The organism is Streptomyces sp. AC555_RSS877 (assembly GCF_019049245.1).
Classification (GTDB): domain Bacteria; phylum Actinomycetota; class Actinomycetes; order Streptomycetales; family Streptomycetaceae; genus Streptomyces.
This window is the reverse complement of record NZ_JAGMUK010000013.1, coordinates 23,452-38,898: the sequence shown is the minus strand read 5'-3', so window position 1 is coordinate 38,898 and position 15,447 is coordinate 23,452. Positions and strand designations below refer to the sequence as shown.

Here is a 15,447-nt window from a genome sequence, read left to right as displayed (position 1 = left end):
TCGGAGGGGGGCTTGTTGGTGTGCGGGGTGGCGGCTGGTCTGGTGTGTTGCTGGTTCGCTGAGAGGTGAGGTGGGCGGCTTTGGTGGGGAGGCCGGGGTGTGTGAGCTGGGGTTGTGTCTTGTGTGCTGAGTGTGGCTGGGTTCGTTGGAGGTAGTTCTAGCGTGAAAAGGCTCGGCGTGTGTTTGTGCTGGTGAGGGCTGTTCTGCGTGCTCGGCGGGTGGGGTTAACGGGTTCGTGTGGGGCGGTTGTGTTGCTCGGCGAGGTGGTCGAGGCGGATGGCGTCGAGTGATTGCTTGGTGATGCGTTCGGTGCCGTCGCTGATGGCGGTGATGGCGGCTTGGCGGATGAGTCGGGTGAGGGATCCGATGCGGCCTGCGGTGCGTTGGTGGAGGTATGGGGCGTGGCGGGGGAGGGTGCCGGGTTTGTGCTGTTGGAGGTCGAGGTTGTTTTCGATGTCGGTGATGACGTCGCGGAATGGTTCACGTGATCCGTGGCGGGCGGGGAGGGGGCCGCAGTCGATGAGGGTGGCGCGTCCGGCGAGTTGGGCGCCACGGGTGCCGGTGAACAGGGGGGTGTCGGTGACGTTGATGCCGGCGTAGACGAACGTGGCGGGGAGGCGTTCGGTGAGGTCTTTGATCAGGTCGGCGGTTTGGGCGCCGGTGGTGGTGCGGGGGTTGAGGCGGTGGATTTCGTCGATGAGGACGAGTTGGATGCCGGCCTGGGTGTAGGTGTGGCAGACGGCGTCGGTGATCTGGGTCTGGGTCATGCGGGTGGTGGTGGGGATGCCGAGGTAGCGGGCGAATTCGGTGATGAGGGTTTTCGCGGTGGCGCCGGGCGGGACCAGGACGTACGCGACGGGTACCGCGGCGTGGGCAGTCCCGGGCGTGGTGGGGTTTTTGCGGGTGTGGGCGAGGTGGCAGGCGCGGCCGACGTGGAGGAGAGCGGTGGTTTTGCCGGCGGCGGCGGGTCCGGTGACGATCAGTGAGGGCCGTGCGGTGGCCTGTTGGTGGCGGCCGAGGATCATCAGGGTGCGGACCTGGGTGGCGAGGGTGCTGATGGCGGGGGTGCGGATGGTGACGAAGCTGGAGTGGTAGGCGAGGCGTTCTTCTATGCTGCGGGGCGGGTCGTCGGGCTGGGGCGGGGTGACGGCGTCGGCGGTGGCGAAGCGGTGCCAGCCCTGCCAGGTGGTCAGGGGCCAGGACGGTTCGGCCGCGCCGCCGGCGGTGGCTGCTGTGCTGCTCGGGCTCTGTGGGTGTGGGCTTACCACTTGTCGGCTTCCTCGTATGCGTCGTAGAGCCCGAATCCGGTGGCCGTGGCGGGGTGGGTGTCGTCGTCGGGGAGGTCGTCGATGCTGTCGTCCTCGTCCTGCTGTGCCGGCCTGTCGGCGCTTGGGCCGGTGTCGTCTTGCGGATGGCGGGCTGCGGGGAGCGGGATGGCGGCGGTGCGGGCCAGGAGGGTCTGTTCAGTTTTGGTGGCGTGGCCGCTGTGGACGCGGCGCATGAGCTGGTCGAGAGCGTCGGCGAGGTCGGCTTCGTGCTGTTCGGCGTCGTGGTGGTTGCCGTGCAGGGCGAGTGTTCTGATGTGCTGCCAGGTGCGGTCGTTGAACGGCTGGTGGACGTGGTCGCGGTGGATCCACGGGATCTCGGTCAGTAGACCGTCGGGCAGGCGGATCCAGATCAGGCGGACGTCGTGGGGGTTGTAGTGGATCTCCCATTTCCCGCCTCGGCCGGTGTGGGGGGAGGGCTGGCCGCGGTAGGGGGCGAGGAGGTCGTGGTCGTAGGTGCGGTGGTGGATGCGGATGCCGGAGGCGGTGATGGCCTGCCAGCGCACGGGCAGCAGTTCGAGGTAGTCGTGGCCGGTCAACGGGACGGGCACGTGTCCGGCGACGGCGATCAGCGCGGCCCACATCTGGTTCGGTGTGAGGGCCTTGCGGGGCATCATCGGGTGGCGCAGGCCTTCGTGGGGGCGGTGGTGGTAGTGCACCAGCCATTCGTCGAGGAGGTCTTGCAGGTGGGGGACGCTGTAGCAGGCTTCTTGTTCGGCGTCGGGGCCGCGGCGGGTGACGTCGGATCCGGTGTAGCCGGGCAGGTGCTGGCAGAACAGGTGGTTGATGGTGCCGAAGGCGCGCTCGACGATGCCTTTGGCGGTGGGAGCGAACGGCGGGGCGGGCTGGACGCTGATGCCGAGGGTTTCGCAGGCGGCGGTGAACGCCCGGGAGACGAAGACCTTGCCCCGGTCGACGACGATCGTCTCGGGCAGGACGACCGGCCTGGCCGCAGCGCCGGCCAGGCGTGCGTCAAGTGTGGTCAGCCGCTGGTGGGGGAGTGCCGGAGCGTGGTCCATGCGCAGGATGTCGGGCCAGGTGGGGCGGGCGGGGTGCGGGACGGCCATCTCCGCCAGGAGCAGGGCCGCGTCGACGGCCTTGGTCGCGCTGGGGCACAGGACGGCGGCGAGGATGGCGCGGGTGGCGACGTCGATGGCGATGGTGAGTTCGGGGCGGGCGAGGCGGCCGTCGTCGAAGAGGGCGAGGACGTCCAAGCGGGTGGTGTCGACCTGGACCTGCTCGCCGGGCCGCAGTGCCGTGGTGGGTGTAAAGGCGCGCCCGTCGAAGCTCGCGGGGGTCTGCCGGACGGGGCCACTGGGTAGTTCGCCGGGGCGGGCGAGGGTGGTGACGAGCCGGTACAGCGTGGCCTGGGACGGTGAGGGCACCGTGCCGGGGCCGTGCCGGTCTTCCAGGATGTGGTTGATCAGGGGGAAGAGGCCGTTGATGGTGCCCTTGGAGCGGCCGCGCCGGCGGCGCAGCGCCTCGCGGACGGCGGCGACGACCCGTTCGTCGGCCCGCCCGGTGGGGCTGGGGGCGCGCGTGCTGCGGTGGTCGAGGAGCCCCCACAGGCCTTGTTTGCGGTAGGCGAGCCGCATGCGCTGCACCGTGGTGCGCGAGACCCGGCCGAAACCGAGCGCGGTCAGCTCCTGGGCCTTGGCCTGCTCGCGCTGGGCCAGCGTGTGCTGCTCGGGGTCGTACTGCGGCCGCACCGCCCCGTCACTGCCGGGCCCGCCGGCAAGGCCGCATTCAACCTCTCTCACGTGCCGCTGCCAGGCCAGCGCCTTCTCGCGCGCGGCGGCGGGGGCGGTCTCGAACAGCCCCCACTGCGGGGCCGGCTGGGGCACTTCGGCCCCGATGACGGTGAAGCTGGGGTCGGCGAACAGGTGCCCGGCGAGTACGGCCTCACCGCCGCCGTCCGGGCCGATGAGGTGGATGTCCTGCCCGGCCAGGGCGACCACCTGCCACTTCACGCCGCGGAAGCGGACGTGAGCCCCGACCCTGAGCGCCGGTCGGGCGTTGCGCCGGGCGCTCACCTGCGGCCTCCCGTCCTGTCCAGGCCGTTTCGGCTCTGGGCCGGGCCGACCAGGACCTGCTCGTGGAGGGGGACGTCCAGGTCGGTTGTCAGTTGTCTGTGCCACAAAGCATGGAAGAGAGCAGGGAGAACCTCGATCGGGTCGCCGGCCGCTTCCGCGCCTTGGAACAGGGGCCGGGGCTGGGCGAATGCGTCGAGGACGGCGGGCATGAGGCCGGGGCGGCCAGCGTTGCGAGGGTGACGGTACCCGGCCAGCCATTTCAGATTGGCGGCGAGGATGTCGTCGAGCGGGGCGAGGCGCCGGTAGGTCCAGCCGAGGTGCGCGCAGGCTTCCGCTACAGCCTCCGCGGCGTTCAGGGCGCGTTCGCCGCCGGCGTCGGGGTGGCTGGGGCAGTCGGCGAGCAGGGCGGTGCCATCGGTATAGCGGGCGAACAGCTGCGGAACCCAGGAGCGGACCTGTCCGCGGTGGTTGCGCCACAGCAGTCGCACCGGCCGGCCCGCCAGCCCGGTCACCTCCGGGGCGCGGTCCAGGACCATCAGCTGGAGGCGCATCGCGTTCGACCCGGCCGCCACGTGCCGTCCGGTCGTGGCCGACCACCACAGGCCCGGCCCCCACCGCCGCCCCGGGATCGCCGGGAACGCGGAGACGGGCGGTAGGCCCTCGAAGGCCACTGCCAAAGCAGCGTCCGCCCATCGCTGCTGGACCATCTGCCCGAGAGGGTCGAGGAAGACCGCCTCGAAGCCGCTCCCACACGGTGCGGCCCGCCCTGGCCGGCCCCCGGGCCGGGTTTCTGCTGCGTTGATCACTTGCGCCAGCCAACTCCTGCCCGGCCGCGCGCGCCCGCGTTTTCAGTATTTCTGCCACCGACGAGTGCTGTTATCGGCCAACAGTCAACGCGCCCGCTACGAACACGATTCTCAGCCGCCGTCTTCCTGGCCGGCCGCGAGCATGGTCATCAAGGCGTCAGGAGACATTTCCGCCCACTGGGCGATCTCTTCCAGGGACATCCCGGCGTTCACCGCGGCCAAGGCGGTCCGCTTCCAGGCATTGTCGATCAGGTCGGCGCTGTGACGCAGGCTGCGCAGGAGTCGGCGGGCGACGTCGGCGGCCGGCCCGGTCTGCACCCTGCGCAGCTGTTGCAGCTGTTCCTCGGCGCTCTGCACGGCACTGGTGATCAGTGCCCGCTGCTCGGGCGGCACCACGGCCCGCCACATCCTGCCCGAGCCGGGCGCCTTCTTCTCCTTGCCCAGCACCCGCAGCTGCCCGGCCATCGTCGCCGGCTGGTGCTCCTGGCGCAGCCACCACGGATCGTTGTCGTAACCGGGCGGCCCGCCGACCTCGCGGCGCAGGCGGATGACAGCGCCCATCCACGAGGTCAGCGGTCCGCCGTAGTCGGTGGCAGCCAGCGGCCCCAGCCACCCGCGCCCGACCCGTTCGCCGAGCCGGCGGCAGAACGCCCCGTCGGCGGGCAGCGGCCGTGGCCGCCCGGCACCGCTGTCGCGCCAGGCCAGCTCGGCCATGGCAGGGTCCAGCAGCGCGTCGGCGACAGCCACCACCTCGGGGAAGACGACCGCGTCCCGCCCCACGATCCGCCACCGCTCCAGCTCCGTCCCGGCGTTGCCGCCCGCGACCTGGTGCAGCCGCCGCGGCCAGACCGCCTCGCGCTCCCAGTGCAGGGCCTGCTCCCACCACCGGGCCACCACCGCGTGCGCCAGAGCGAACACCCTCTCCAGCTCCGCTCCGGCCCGCACCGCCCGCCGCCCCACCCTGGCCCACCGCTGCTGCGCCGCGGTCACTTCCGGCACACACCGCACGTCCAGATACTCAAGAGACTGGTCGGCGTCCGCGTCCAGGAGCCACCGCCCGTGCAGGACACACACCCGCTCCCATCGCGGCGCGTACCGCACCACCCGCACGGCCGTCCCCGTACGCCGGGCCGCGCAGAGGCGGCAGCCGAAGGCGACCGGACCGGCGACCGCGCCCCCGATCCGCCACGCCGCCGCCGGCACCCCGTGCTTTCCGGCCGACAGCTTGGAGTCCTCCTGTCCCCAGGACGGCAACGCCCGCGCCAGCACGTCTTCCTCGACGCCGCACAGGCCTGCCAGGAGCTGCCGTCCGGCTGCGTTCAGCAGCACCTCGGCGTCGGCCCGCGCGCCTCCGCCCTCGTGCCCAGGCGGGTAGTTGCGCCACTGCCAGTACGACCGCAACGCTTTCGCTTCCATCCCGTAGCTGCCTGCGATGCGGCAGATCAGCGACGAGGTCGTCTCCCCCTGCAGGGGAGCTGTCCGCAAAAGGCCGGGATGATGGGTCACTCCACCACGGTCTCGTGTTCGCCGATCCGGGCGGGCGTTTTCGCAGCAGCCGTCCGGTCCTCGGCCTGTCGTCTGATTACTTCCCCAGGCCGTGGTCTCCCTTACCCGGAGCCGGCAGGCGTCGGTGTGGCAAGGGATTGGCCCGTTCGAGCGCATCGTGATGATCCGATCGCACTAAGCTACGCCTGTGGTGGTTGGCGAAGATGCTCAGGTGAAGGGCTTCTCGGGGGCCCGCAGAGCCAAGCAGTGGCTCGAGGGCACGATGCGCATCTTCGGCGCGTACGCGAACACGGACTCGGAGTCCTGCGGCCGCCGGCTGACTCTGGCCTGGCCGTACGGGGGCCGGACGTTCTCCTTTGATCTGGGGGGTGCCATGCGCGGTGACCCCTACCAGAACGACATGTTCTGCGCGGAGGTCAAGAACTACGCGCAACCCAGCGATCAGGGAACCCAGTTCGACGAGTTCCTCGCCAAGTGCTACGTGGCAGCCCAGATCCAGCACCATCTCAGCGACCACTTCATGTGGATCACCTGGGCACCGTTCCGGGCGAACTCCTGGTCCACCCTCAACTCACCTGACCAGGTGGAGACCGCAGTCCTTCAGCACAGCAGCCGTGTTTTCGGCACCAGCGACACCGAGGAAGCCCGAAAACTCCTGGACAGCGAACTCGCCCGGTCGGTCGCCGCACGCCTGTGGCTGATCGTGCTCTCGGACAAGCAGGAAACCCTCCTGCCGCTCAAGGACTGGGCAGCCATCGTCGCCGCCGAACTCACCCGCAGAGAGGGCTCGTGGTGAACATCGTCGAACAGTCGATCTCCCAGGCCATGGACGAGCCCGACGACCGGATGATGTTCACCCAGGTCAAAGACATCGTCGCCCGGCACCTGCGCCGCATGGACCCCCGAGCCATCGTCACCAAGACCGAGTTCTTCAACCACACCCATGTCCCCGACATGGTCCTCGAATGGCCCGACAGGCCCCGCACACCACGCCGGTTCATCTATCTGCGCACCACATCGGACCAGCGTGAGCTCGAGGACGACCTGCAGCGCCTTCCCCGTGCGGACCGGCCGGTGCTGGTGGCTCTCGGCCAGCTGCCCTCCGCCCGGCAACAGGGAGATCTCCCCCCGCTTCCCGGAAGCAGCACCGCGCTCCTCCTCGACGCTTCCGCGCTCGGCACACTCCAGCCGGCCGATGACTCTCCCGGCATCCCCCATCTGGTGTCCCGCTCCGTCCTCGAAGGCGGCCGCGGCACCCTCGACAAAGCGGCGACCGAGGAGTTCCTGAACACGGTCGTTCAGGGAGCCGAGGCCGCCCGTGCGGGAGAACGCGTTCCCACCCGCGACGCCGTCAACGCCCTCACCGCGCGGATGACCACCGACGTCGCCGACCGGATGTCAGCCTTCCTCGCCGCGCTCTGGCAAGGCGGCGGCTCCACACTCGCTAGCTTTCCCGCACCCCAGCGAGGCGTCGCCCATCTCGACGAGACGGCCCTGATGTACCTGCTGGAATCTGAGGACATCGCCGACGCCGCGTTCTGGAACCGGGTCGTCCGCATGATCAGCCTCCCCGTCCTGCTGCGCACCCCGGCCGCCGGCACCGGCAACCTTCAGCACCTGATGAGTGAGGCGATCCGGCTCTGGACCAGCCGCGTCTGCATGATCGTGCCCGGTACGGCCGATGCGGACCTCAGCCCGTGGCGCTGGGCGGTGAAGGCCGGACAGCTGATCCTGCAGACCCCGCGTTTCCATGTGCTGGTTGCCCAGTCCCGGCGCCAGCTCGCGCTCGGGCAGGAGCACGACCTGCCCCGCCTGGACGAGGTGAGGAACAGGGCCGACCGCTTCGGCATTCCGTTGACCTCTCTTCGCATGGTCGTAACGGACCGCCACGTCGGATACGGCGGCCCCGGCGACGACATCTCCCACGACGTCCAACTCGATGGCATCAGCGACGCGCTGGGACAGGCCGAGGGAGTCATCGAGGCCGATGCCCGCATCCCCTCCGGCGAGACTCTCCAGTGCCTGTTCGGCACCGGAATCGCCAGCGCCCGCGGCGCACGTACCCAGGTACCGCTGGACGCCCTCCTCGGCACGACGACGCGCCTGCTCTCTGATCTCTCGAGCGATGAAGCCGAGAAGATCACGCAGCTCCTCGGAGCCCAAGGCCCGCCTCCCGACCAGCCATGGAGCCAGCCAAGCTTCGACGACGTTTAGGGCTTCGTTGAAGTGGTGGCCGCCCCGAGACCGGGACGGCTGTCAGAACCGCCCCGGGCCCGACGGTGGCCGACTACGTGGGCTCTCCTCCGGGTTGTCCAGGATGGAGCCCAACCTGAGGTTTCTACTGCCCAGCCCGGGGCCACAGGCCAGCTGGGCTGTGCAGCAGAGCACCTTGTTCACGAAGTGTTCTGGTAAGGCATCTCCGCCCTCGTCTTCTCCTACGCCGCACGCCACCGCTACTTCGCCGATACGACAACGAACTGCTCACCACCATCGGCCACATGACCGCCCACCTCGAGGTCAGCGTCTGCCGCGCCGCGGACTGGGAACACGCCATCCTCACCGGCTACACCGTCTGGCGCCAGCTCCGCGAGTAGAACGGCGGCACCGTCCAACTCGACCTCGACCGGCGCACCCTCACTGTTGCCCTCGCCTGATGTGGTTTGTCGAGGTGCCGCCCCAATCCGGGGCCGGCGGACGGTTCTGCCTCGGCCTTGCTGCTTCCCGCAGCCGGTGGGCAAGGGTTTGCTGCCATGCCTGGTCGGTGGCCGGTAGGGGGGTGGTGGTGATACGCGTGAGGGTGCCGTCGGCCAGCCAGTGCAGATAGCGGAGCCGGCAGGCCCGGAAGGGGCCCAGAGCCTGGGGGAGGCGTCGCCAGGCCTGCCGGGTGCAGGCGATGTGGACGATGGCTTCCAGGATCTGCCGTTCGCTGCGGCAGCGGCCGCCGGTGCGCGAGGGCGGGGGCAGCAGGGCGGACAGGGTGTGCCAGGCGGTGTCGCTGATCCGCGGCTGCCACACCGGCACCGTGCCGGCCAGTGCCCCCAGCTGGCCGACCAGGTCCTGCTGTTGTGGGTGCAGCAGTGGCCGCCGGGCCTGCTGCTCGCCCAGCCAGGCGGTGGCCTGCTCGGCATCCGGTGCGCCCGGCCACCAGGCGAGGCCGTCGGGGAGGCCGGCCAGGTGGTAGCGGCAGGCCCACCACATTCGCTGCCAGGCAACCGGCCACGGAGGGTTCCACCACGCGTCCAGGGCGGTCAGGTGCCGGCCCAGGCGAGTTGGCCGACCGTGGGGATGCTGACGCTGGCGTACCTGGTTGAGCCAGGTTCCCAGGGCGAACCCGTCGTCGGTGCGGGTGGGCTTGGAGACGGCGAGGTGGCCGTGGCGGACCGCATACGCGCGGGCCCGGGCCAGGCCGTCGGCGGCGGGGCGGCGCCGGCCGGGCCAGGCGTTAAACCGCTCGGCCTCGGCCGCGGTCAGCCCGAGCTCGGCGAGCAGCTGCTGCTGGCCGTCGTGCAGCTGCGGGTAGTGGGTGATCTGGTGGCGCAGCCACCGCTCGAGCCAGCGCGGCAGCCCCTGCAGGTTGTCCCCGCCGTGCACCGGCCCGCACTCTGTCACGTGGGTGCGGGCGCGGTGCCAGGCACGCTGCCAGTCGACCGGCCACGGCGGATTCCACCAGGCATCCAGCGCGCCGAGCTGCTCCGCCTGCCGGCGGGTCAGCGATCCTGCGTCGGCACGCCGGTTGGCCAGCCACCGGCCCAGATCGAAACCGGCACCGGCCCGGCCACCGGTGTGGGGGAGCGCCAGGTGTCCCACGCGTGCCGCGTGGGCCCGCGCGTGCTCGAGCCCCTCGGCGAACAGCTCCTCGTTCCGCCGGGCAAGGCCCTGACCGTGCCCGGTACGCCGCGGCACAGCCGGCTCCGCCCGCCACCCTCCCGCCCCCGCCCCCGCGGCTGCCCCGCCTGGACCCGCGCCGGTATCGAGGGCGGGTGCCAGCAGACGCAGGCCTGGGCCCACCTCCATGGGCCGGTGCGCGCTGCGTACCCACCACATCCCGCGCTCGGGCGGCGGCAGCACCCCCGCGGGCCGGCGCTGCTCGCGGGCCACCGCCTGCACCCACATCGACAACGGCCCTGCCTGATCAGGCTGTTCGACCTCCCTCAGCCAGTGGCGTCCCAGTCGGGCACCCAACGCCGCGATGAACCCCTCACCACCGGGCCTGCGCACCAGAGCCGGCGCCGCGCTCCCGGCGGCCAGCCGCCGCAACACCGGATCGCTCAACGCCGCCGCCACCGTCACCACCTCGGGAAAGACCACCGCGTCCCGCACCAGCAGCCGCCACTGCCGCTCCCCCCAGCCCGGCGGCCCCGGATACCGCCGGCAGGTGGCCGCCACCACCTGCTCCAGACGCGGCCCCCACACCCGCTCCCGCGCCCAGAACTCCTCCCGCTCCCACCACCCGCACACCACCGCCCGCGCCAGCGCGAACACCTCCCCGCCCACCACACCCACGCCCGCCCGAGCCCGCACCAGCCGGCCAAAACACCGCTGCGCACCGTCCAACTCCCGCACCAGGAAGTCGACATCGGCGAACTCCCACGGATGCCCCTCACCCACATCCAGCAGCCACCGCCCATGGCGCACACACAACCGCTGCCACCGCGCCCGGTACACCCACACCCGCCCAGCACCCGGGTCGCGCCTAGCCGCACACAGCCGGCAGCCGGACACCACCGGCCCCCATTCCGCTGACCCCACCCGCCACCGCGCCCACCCCTGCCCCAGACCTCCCCGGCCGGCCAGCGCTGCAGGCCCGGCCGACCACGACGGCAACGCCCACGCCAGATGCCCGCCCGGCACCCGGCACCAGCCGGCCAGCTGCTCCTGCGCCACCTCATCGAGAAGTACCTCGCCGTCCGGGCGCACACCGCGCCCTCGATGCACGGGATTCAGCCACCGCCACCACGCCGTCAGGTCGCTGGCCTGCAGCCCGTAGGCGGCCGCGACCCGGTGCAGGAACGACCACGTCGTCTCACCGGCCACCGGCACCACCCGCAACACTCCACGCACACGATCACCTTCCGGGGCCGTTGGCCAGCCCAGGGCCGGCACAGCTAGAACCGCTGCAGCAGCCCTCTCAGCAGGTCGCGGCTCTCGTCGGTACCGAGGCTGTCTTGCCGCAACGAGTTCATCGCCTTGTCGTACTGGGCCACGTCCCATCGCTTGTCCAGGAAGAGGGCGCTGGTGAGCTGCTCCACGTAGACCACATCGGACAGGTCGGGCTCTGGAAAGCTGAGGATGCTGAAGGCGCCGCTCTCGCCGGAGTGCCCGCCGTAGCCAAGCGGAACGATCTGCAGCCGCACATGCTCCCACTCGGACACCTCGATCAAATGCTGGATCTGGCTCCGCATCACCTCGCGATCACCCCGCGGGCGGCGGACTGCGGCCTCGTCCAAGACGACATGAAGTTCCGGGCTTTCCTCGCGAACGAAGCGCTTCTGCCGCTCCATGCGCACGGCGACGTGCCGGTCGACGTCGGTCTTAACCGCACCCGTCAGGCCGTGCTGGATGAGCGCGCGGGCGTACGCCTCGGTCTGAAGCAAACCGGGCACGTAGTGCACCTCATACGTGCGGATCCGCAAGGCCGCGCTCTCCAGAGCGACATACGTCGGGAACCAGCTGGGCAGCACGTCCGAGTAGCGGTGCCACCAGCCGGCCGTCTCGCGTACGGCGCGGGCTCGGAAGGCCGGTGTGCGTGCGCGGAGCTGGCGGGCCCCCCGGCTTCCCAGAGATGTTCCCTCCAACAGCGCCTCGAAGTCGTCGTCCAGATCAGCCATGGAAACCTCCTTCTTCGCGCTGCCGTGCCTTTGTCCGCCACCGGTACAACAGACCTTCGATCGCGCGGATCGACGTGGCGTCCACAAGCTGCTGGATCTCTTCCTGGGTGTAGCCATCGATCGTCAGGGCGACGGCGGCCCGGGTCCGCGGGTCCTCGATGTCCCGGAGATCCTGGAGCACCCGCAGGTTGCCCAGGACATCCTCGGCCACGCCCCGCATCGCGAACCTGCCCTCGGTGGTGATCTCTTCCGTGGCCTGGCCGCGGTGCCACCGCTTCTGCTGCACACGGTGGCGCCGGTACTCGTTGGGAAACTCGTAGGCGCACGCCCCCATGAAGTACGTCGCGATACTGGCACCGCCATCGGACCGCCATCCGGCCTCGACCAGAGCCCGCTGCCGGAACACCGGGAGGGCCCGGGCGACGGTCATCATCGCCAGCTCCTCCCTCAGATCGCTGTCTCGGACCAGCTCCTCGAGCTCCAACTCGTGCGGCTTCAGGTCGAAGCCGCGCAGGGCGACGAGCTTGAACACGTAACCGGAGTACAGCCAGCCCCGCAGCACCGAGATCCCGTACCGGGCGAGCACGTCTTGGAAGCGGACGTAGTGACCACCCGCGAAACCGCTCTCGGACAGCAGCCGGACCATCTGCTGATCCGCCATCCGCCGGTCCAGGTTCTCCTGCAGCTTCTTGGCCTGACGGGCGTCGACCGCCTTCATCTCACGCTGGGCTTCGAGAGGCACGGGCGCTCCGAGGAACTGCCCCTGCTTGCCTACGACAGGTTGTAGGTGCCGGGCGCGCGCGGCGGCGGCCCCCCGGCCCGCCTCCTCGGCGTCGCCCCTCATCGCCTCCCCCTCCGGTCATCGTCACCGCCCCCGAACAGCACGGAGACGACCCCTTGTAAGTCGCCCGCCGGAGGACACCCCACGGACTTTTCCAAGATCTTTTTCCTAGTGCTGCTGCACAGAATTCAACCGTGGGATGCCAGGCCGACCACGACATATGAGCGACGTCATCACCGCCAACAACCGCTGGAGCGCACGTGAGTTCGCCGCCTGAGCCCCCCTTCATCAGCATGCACACGGCTGTCGTCCTGGTGACCGCAGCAATCATCGGGCTGATCTTCGGCGGGCTGACCTTCCTCTCCGACTTCTCCGCCCCCGGGGCGGTCCTGGCGGGGCTGGGCGCTGCCGGTCTCAGCATCCCGGTACTGCGATCGCTCATCCGTTGATCCCAGCAAGGGTGGGCATTGCTTGGCGCTCAGCGGCTGCGCACTCCCCTGGAAGCCGGCCCGTGGTCCCGGTGGAGATCCCCGGGCCGGTGGTGTGGTGCGGGTTACAGGTGGTCGGTGAGCCAGGCGATGATGGCCATATTGCCGATGGTGGTGGCGGCTCCGTGGAAGAGGCCTGCCACCGCGGACGTACGGCTGGCTTTCGGTGTGGGTGGGGCGTGATCGTCGTGCTCCTGGTGTGCGGGGACTTCTTCCGGCCACTTCTGCGCCCACCACCACGCTGTGACCGCCTCAGCGACCTCGAACGCCGAACCAGCGACGGGGGAGCGGCGTCAGTAGTCGAGGTCGAGGTAGTCGATGTCGTTGAGGGTGACGTCGGAGAGTCCCAAAGCGCGGCTGCCGCCGTCTTGGAAGTAGATCTCTCTGAATCCCTCGGCGATGATCCCTCGCATCTGCTGGTCGCTGGCGCCTGTGTTGCGGGCGTCGAACAGGCGTTGTGCGTAGGCCGGGGGGAGGTGGACGGTGAGGCGGCGGAAGCGTCCGTCGTCGGTGGTGCCGATCGGTGCGGTGTACCCGAATCGGGCCCTGGTTTCCACGGTGATCCCGGTCGCGGTGGCGGCCTGCTTGCGTCGGCGCTTGCGCACCTGCGGCTGCCAGCGCTGCCGTACGGCGTCGTCGATCTTCGCGGTGATGTTCTTCGGGGGGTGCTTGCGCTCGCCTTTGCGGTATCGCTCCACCGACCGTTGGCTGACCCCGAGTTCCGCCGCGACGGCCTTGGTCGTCTTGAGCTGCTTGATCAGGAAGTTGATGCGGGCCTGGAGGGTCTTGGGCGGCTGGCGGGTGAAGGCTTCCCGATCGGCGCGCTCGATGGCGTCCTCGATCTCTCCCACAGCGCCTACTCTCCTTCGTCGAGGACGGCGTCGCCGCCCTTGATGTGGCGGGCGGGGTTGTAGCCCTGTTCCATGAGGTCGACCGCCCACAGCATCGACTGGACGCCCTCCAGCTTCGCCAGGCCCGGGGTGGGGCCGAGGCGGAAGCCACCGGGCTGGGGCTTGCCGGACGCCGCGTACGGAAGGAAGTCCAGCGGGCTCTCCCCCGGTGAGGGGTAGACGACGCAGTCGGAGAGCACGGCGAGCGGGTACAGGCCCGTCATGGCCGCCATGTTGCGCAGTTTGCGGTGCATGTTGATCCGCGCTTTGGAGATGACGGCGGCGCGGATGTCGGGGCGCCAGGTCGGCCGCTGGAGGGCCGGCCACCGCTCGCCCTCCTGGTACTTCCTGCCCTGCGGGCGCTCGCGCAGCTTGCCGATGCCGCCCTTGACGGTGGCCTTGATGGCGGCGAGGACGGCCGCCATGGCGGGGTCGACGTCCTTGTGCCGCTCCATCGCCGCGAGGAAGGCACGGTCGTCGAGGTCCTTGGTGACGCCGAGGTCGGCGAGGGTGTCGGCGTAGGCGTTCTTCAATCGGTCGTGCCACGGGTCCAGGTAGGCGCCGGTCTCGCGGCGCAGGTACGCCTCCAGCGGAGCGACGTTGTAGCCGAGTTCCTGGGCGTAGGCGACGGTGTGCGTCTGGTACCAGGCCGGACCCGTGGGCCGGGTGCCGTCCGGGGTGAACGGCGAGGGCAGGCGCGGGTCCACCTCGACGTGGGACAGATCCACCAGCCAGGAGCCGGGAATCTTCGGGTTGAACGTCGGGGCGTGGAAGTGGTCGGGCTCCGAGAGCCCGACGATGAGGCGGGCCGCGGCGGCGAGGAAGGCGGTGTTCAGGTCCAGGCCGACCGCGTACGGCAGCGTGCACTCCTCATCCGTCAGCAGGCTGACGTCGCGCACCCACTGGTACGCCTCCTCGTTGAGGAAGCCGCCGCTCCAGCCGCTGTCGACGACGACGGGGTGTTCGGGGGTGGCCTCGGGCGGGGCAGGGTCCATCGGCTCCGTTCCGAGTGAGCCGGGGTTGTGACGCAGGACCGTCTGCTCCGGCAGGGAATCCAGTGAGTGGTACAGCCGCCGGTACAGGGCATCGGCGGCCTCCGGCTCTTCGGCGCCCGGCATGTGGTGCGCCTGCCACCAGGTGACCATCTGTCGCCAGGTCAGGCCCTGCGCCAGCAGAGGGTCCTTATACACGAGGCAGTCCTCGGCGTTCCGGACGATCTCCACCTCGTTGCTCACCGCGTCCCGCAGCAGGATCTGCGGCTTCGGGCCGACGGCCGCGAAGATGAGGTTCTTGAAGGTGCCACGGGGGGCCGTTCTTGAACCGCTGCTCGTACTCGGCCTCCTGCAGGTCCTCCAGGGCCTGCCTGGTCGGCTCCAGCAGCTCTTCTATGCACTCGCGGCGCGCCTGCCAGCCGCCGCCCCCGGACATGTCGTTCTTGCGCCAGTAGTCGTAGAAGCCGCTGTGATGACGGAACGGCAGCTGCGGCGGCTCAAGGCCCAAGCGCTCGAGGACCGCTCGGTGCGCTTTGACGGCGAGGACGACTTCCTCGTCAGCCAGGGCTTACCGGCCTACTGCTGCCAAGACGGCAAGGCACAAGGTGAGGGCTGCAGCGAAGGCGACCCCACTGCGGGAGAGGGCCGCCGGAATGCCAACTCCCTCCCAGCGCGCTAGGCCGAAGGCGATCACCGCAGCAACGATGGCGAACAGGACCGCCACCGCCAGGACGAGAAGCAGGAACGCTGTGGAGCCGTAGTTCACGAGTGCGCCGCCTTGATGATGTTGTGCCTAGG

General features: G+C 70.3%; 13 protein-coding genes and 1 pseudogene. 5 read left to right on the top strand and 9 right to left on the bottom strand.

What is annotated here, in order from left to right; genetic code table 11:
- Positions 1-224 precede the first annotated feature (224 nt).
- The 4 genes from KUM49_RS05505 to KUM49_RS05490 form a co-directional block, all read right to left on the bottom strand.
- Entirely contained in the window at positions 225-1,193 is a 969-nt protein-coding gene (locus KUM49_RS05505; protein WP_217235574.1) for an ATP-binding protein, read from the bottom strand.
- A gap of 68 nt (positions 1,194-1,261) precedes the next feature.
- Positions 1,262-3,358, bottom strand: coding sequence for a Mu transposase C-terminal domain-containing protein (locus KUM49_RS05500; RefSeq protein ID WP_217235550.1), 2,097 nt, complete (start codon positions 3,356-3,358; stop codon positions 1,262-1,264).
- Positions 3,355-4,065, bottom strand: coding sequence for a TnsA-like heteromeric transposase endonuclease subunit (locus KUM49_RS05495; protein ID WP_217235573.1), 711 nt, complete (start codon positions 4,063-4,065; stop codon positions 3,355-3,357). The genes KUM49_RS05500 and KUM49_RS05495 overlap by 4 nt, the downstream gene beginning before the upstream one ends.
- 210 nt (positions 4,066-4,275) lie before the next feature.
- A complete protein-coding gene (locus KUM49_RS05490; RefSeq protein WP_217235549.1) occupies positions 4,276-5,670 on the bottom strand; it encodes a DNA-binding protein in 1,395 nt (464 codons plus the stop codon).
- Between the two features lie 187 nt (positions 5,671-5,857).
- Between KUM49_RS05490 and KUM49_RS05485 the strand changes: the two genes are divergently transcribed.
- The 3 genes from KUM49_RS05485 (at position 5,858) to KUM49_RS48045 (ending at position 8,264) form a co-directional block, all read left to right on the top strand.
- Complete coding sequence (locus KUM49_RS05485; RefSeq protein ID WP_217235548.1) at positions 5,858-6,466, top strand: hypothetical protein; 609 nt, start codon at positions 5,858-5,860, stop codon at positions 6,464-6,466.
- Positions 6,463-7,884, top strand: coding sequence for a hypothetical protein (locus KUM49_RS05480; protein ID WP_217235547.1), 1,422 nt, complete (start codon positions 6,463-6,465; stop codon positions 7,882-7,884). The genes KUM49_RS05485 and KUM49_RS05480 overlap by 4 nt, the downstream gene beginning before the upstream one ends.
- Before the next feature lie 284 nt (positions 7,885-8,168).
- A complete protein-coding gene (locus tag KUM49_RS48045) occupies positions 8,169-8,264 on the top strand; it encodes a hypothetical protein (protein WP_254400774.1) in 96 nt (31 codons plus the stop codon).
- Between the two features lie 40 nt (positions 8,265-8,304).
- Here KUM49_RS48045 and KUM49_RS50155 read toward each other — a convergent pair whose 3' ends face one another.
- Genes KUM49_RS50155 through KUM49_RS05460 form a run of 3 tightly spaced genes read right to left on the bottom strand, consistent with a single transcriptional unit; the run spans position 8,305 to position 12,342 of the window.
- The gene (locus KUM49_RS50155) at positions 8,305-10,731 is read right to left on the bottom strand and encodes a Helicase associated domain protein (RefSeq protein ID WP_217235546.1); all 2,427 of its coding nucleotides are present in this window, start codon (positions 10,729-10,731) and stop codon (positions 8,305-8,307) included.
- A gap of 44 nt (positions 10,732-10,775) precedes the next feature.
- Positions 10,776-11,498 carry a DUF5753 domain-containing protein gene (locus KUM49_RS05465; RefSeq protein ID WP_254400773.1) on the bottom strand — a complete coding sequence of 241 codons (723 nt, stop codon included), beginning with the start codon at positions 11,496-11,498 and terminating at the stop codon, positions 10,776-10,778.
- A complete protein-coding gene (locus KUM49_RS05460) occupies positions 11,491-12,342 on the bottom strand; it encodes a hypothetical protein (protein ID WP_217235545.1) in 852 nt (283 codons plus the stop codon). Before KUM49_RS05460 ends, KUM49_RS05465 begins: the two co-directional genes overlap by 8 nt.
- Before the next feature lie 197 nt (positions 12,343-12,539).
- Here KUM49_RS05460 and KUM49_RS05455 point away from each other — a divergent pair, with 197 nt between their 5' ends.
- A complete protein-coding gene (locus KUM49_RS05455) occupies positions 12,540-12,728 on the top strand; it encodes a hypothetical protein (RefSeq protein WP_217235544.1) in 189 nt (62 codons plus the stop codon).
- A 332-nt stretch (positions 12,729-13,060) separates the two neighbouring features.
- Here KUM49_RS05455 and KUM49_RS05450 read toward each other — a convergent pair whose 3' ends face one another.
- Both KUM49_RS05450 and KUM49_RS05445 read right to left on the bottom strand, forming a co-directional pair.
- Complete coding sequence (locus tag KUM49_RS05450) at positions 13,061-13,618, bottom strand: XRE family transcriptional regulator (protein ID WP_217235543.1); 558 nt, start codon at positions 13,616-13,618, stop codon at positions 13,061-13,063.
- Positions 13,619-13,623: 5 nt separating this feature from the next.
- Positions 13,624-14,682, bottom strand: a pseudogene (locus KUM49_RS05445) (transcriptional regulator); the annotation flags it as partial.
- 439 nt (positions 14,683-15,121) lie between these two features.
- Between KUM49_RS05445 and KUM49_RS05440 the strand changes: the two are divergent.
- A complete protein-coding gene (locus KUM49_RS05440; protein ID WP_217235542.1) occupies positions 15,122-15,328 on the top strand; it encodes a hypothetical protein in 207 nt (68 codons plus the stop codon).
- Positions 15,329-15,447: the final 119 nt, after the last annotated feature.

Excerpts from the sequence above, each read along its gene's own strand:
- KUM49_RS05495 (WP_217235573.1), bottom strand. The coding sequence starts at position 4,065 with ATGGTCCAGCAGCGATGGGCGGACGCTGCTTTGGCAGTGGCCTTCGAG.
- KUM49_RS48045 (WP_254400774.1), top strand. The coding sequence starts at position 8,169 with ATGACCGCCCACCTCGAGGTCAGCGTCTGCCGCGCCGCGGACTGGGAA.
- KUM49_RS05460 (WP_217235545.1), bottom strand. The coding sequence starts at position 12,342 with ATGAGGGGCGACGCCGAGGAGGCGGGCCGGGGGGCCGCCGCCGCGCGC.
- KUM49_RS05440 (WP_217235542.1), top strand. The coding sequence starts at position 15,122 with ATGACGGAACGGCAGCTGCGGCGGCTCAAGGCCCAAGCGCTCGAGGAC.
- KUM49_RS05465 (WP_254400773.1), bottom strand. The coding sequence starts at position 11,498 with ATGGCTGATCTGGACGACGACTTCGAGGCGCTGTTGGAGGGAACATCT.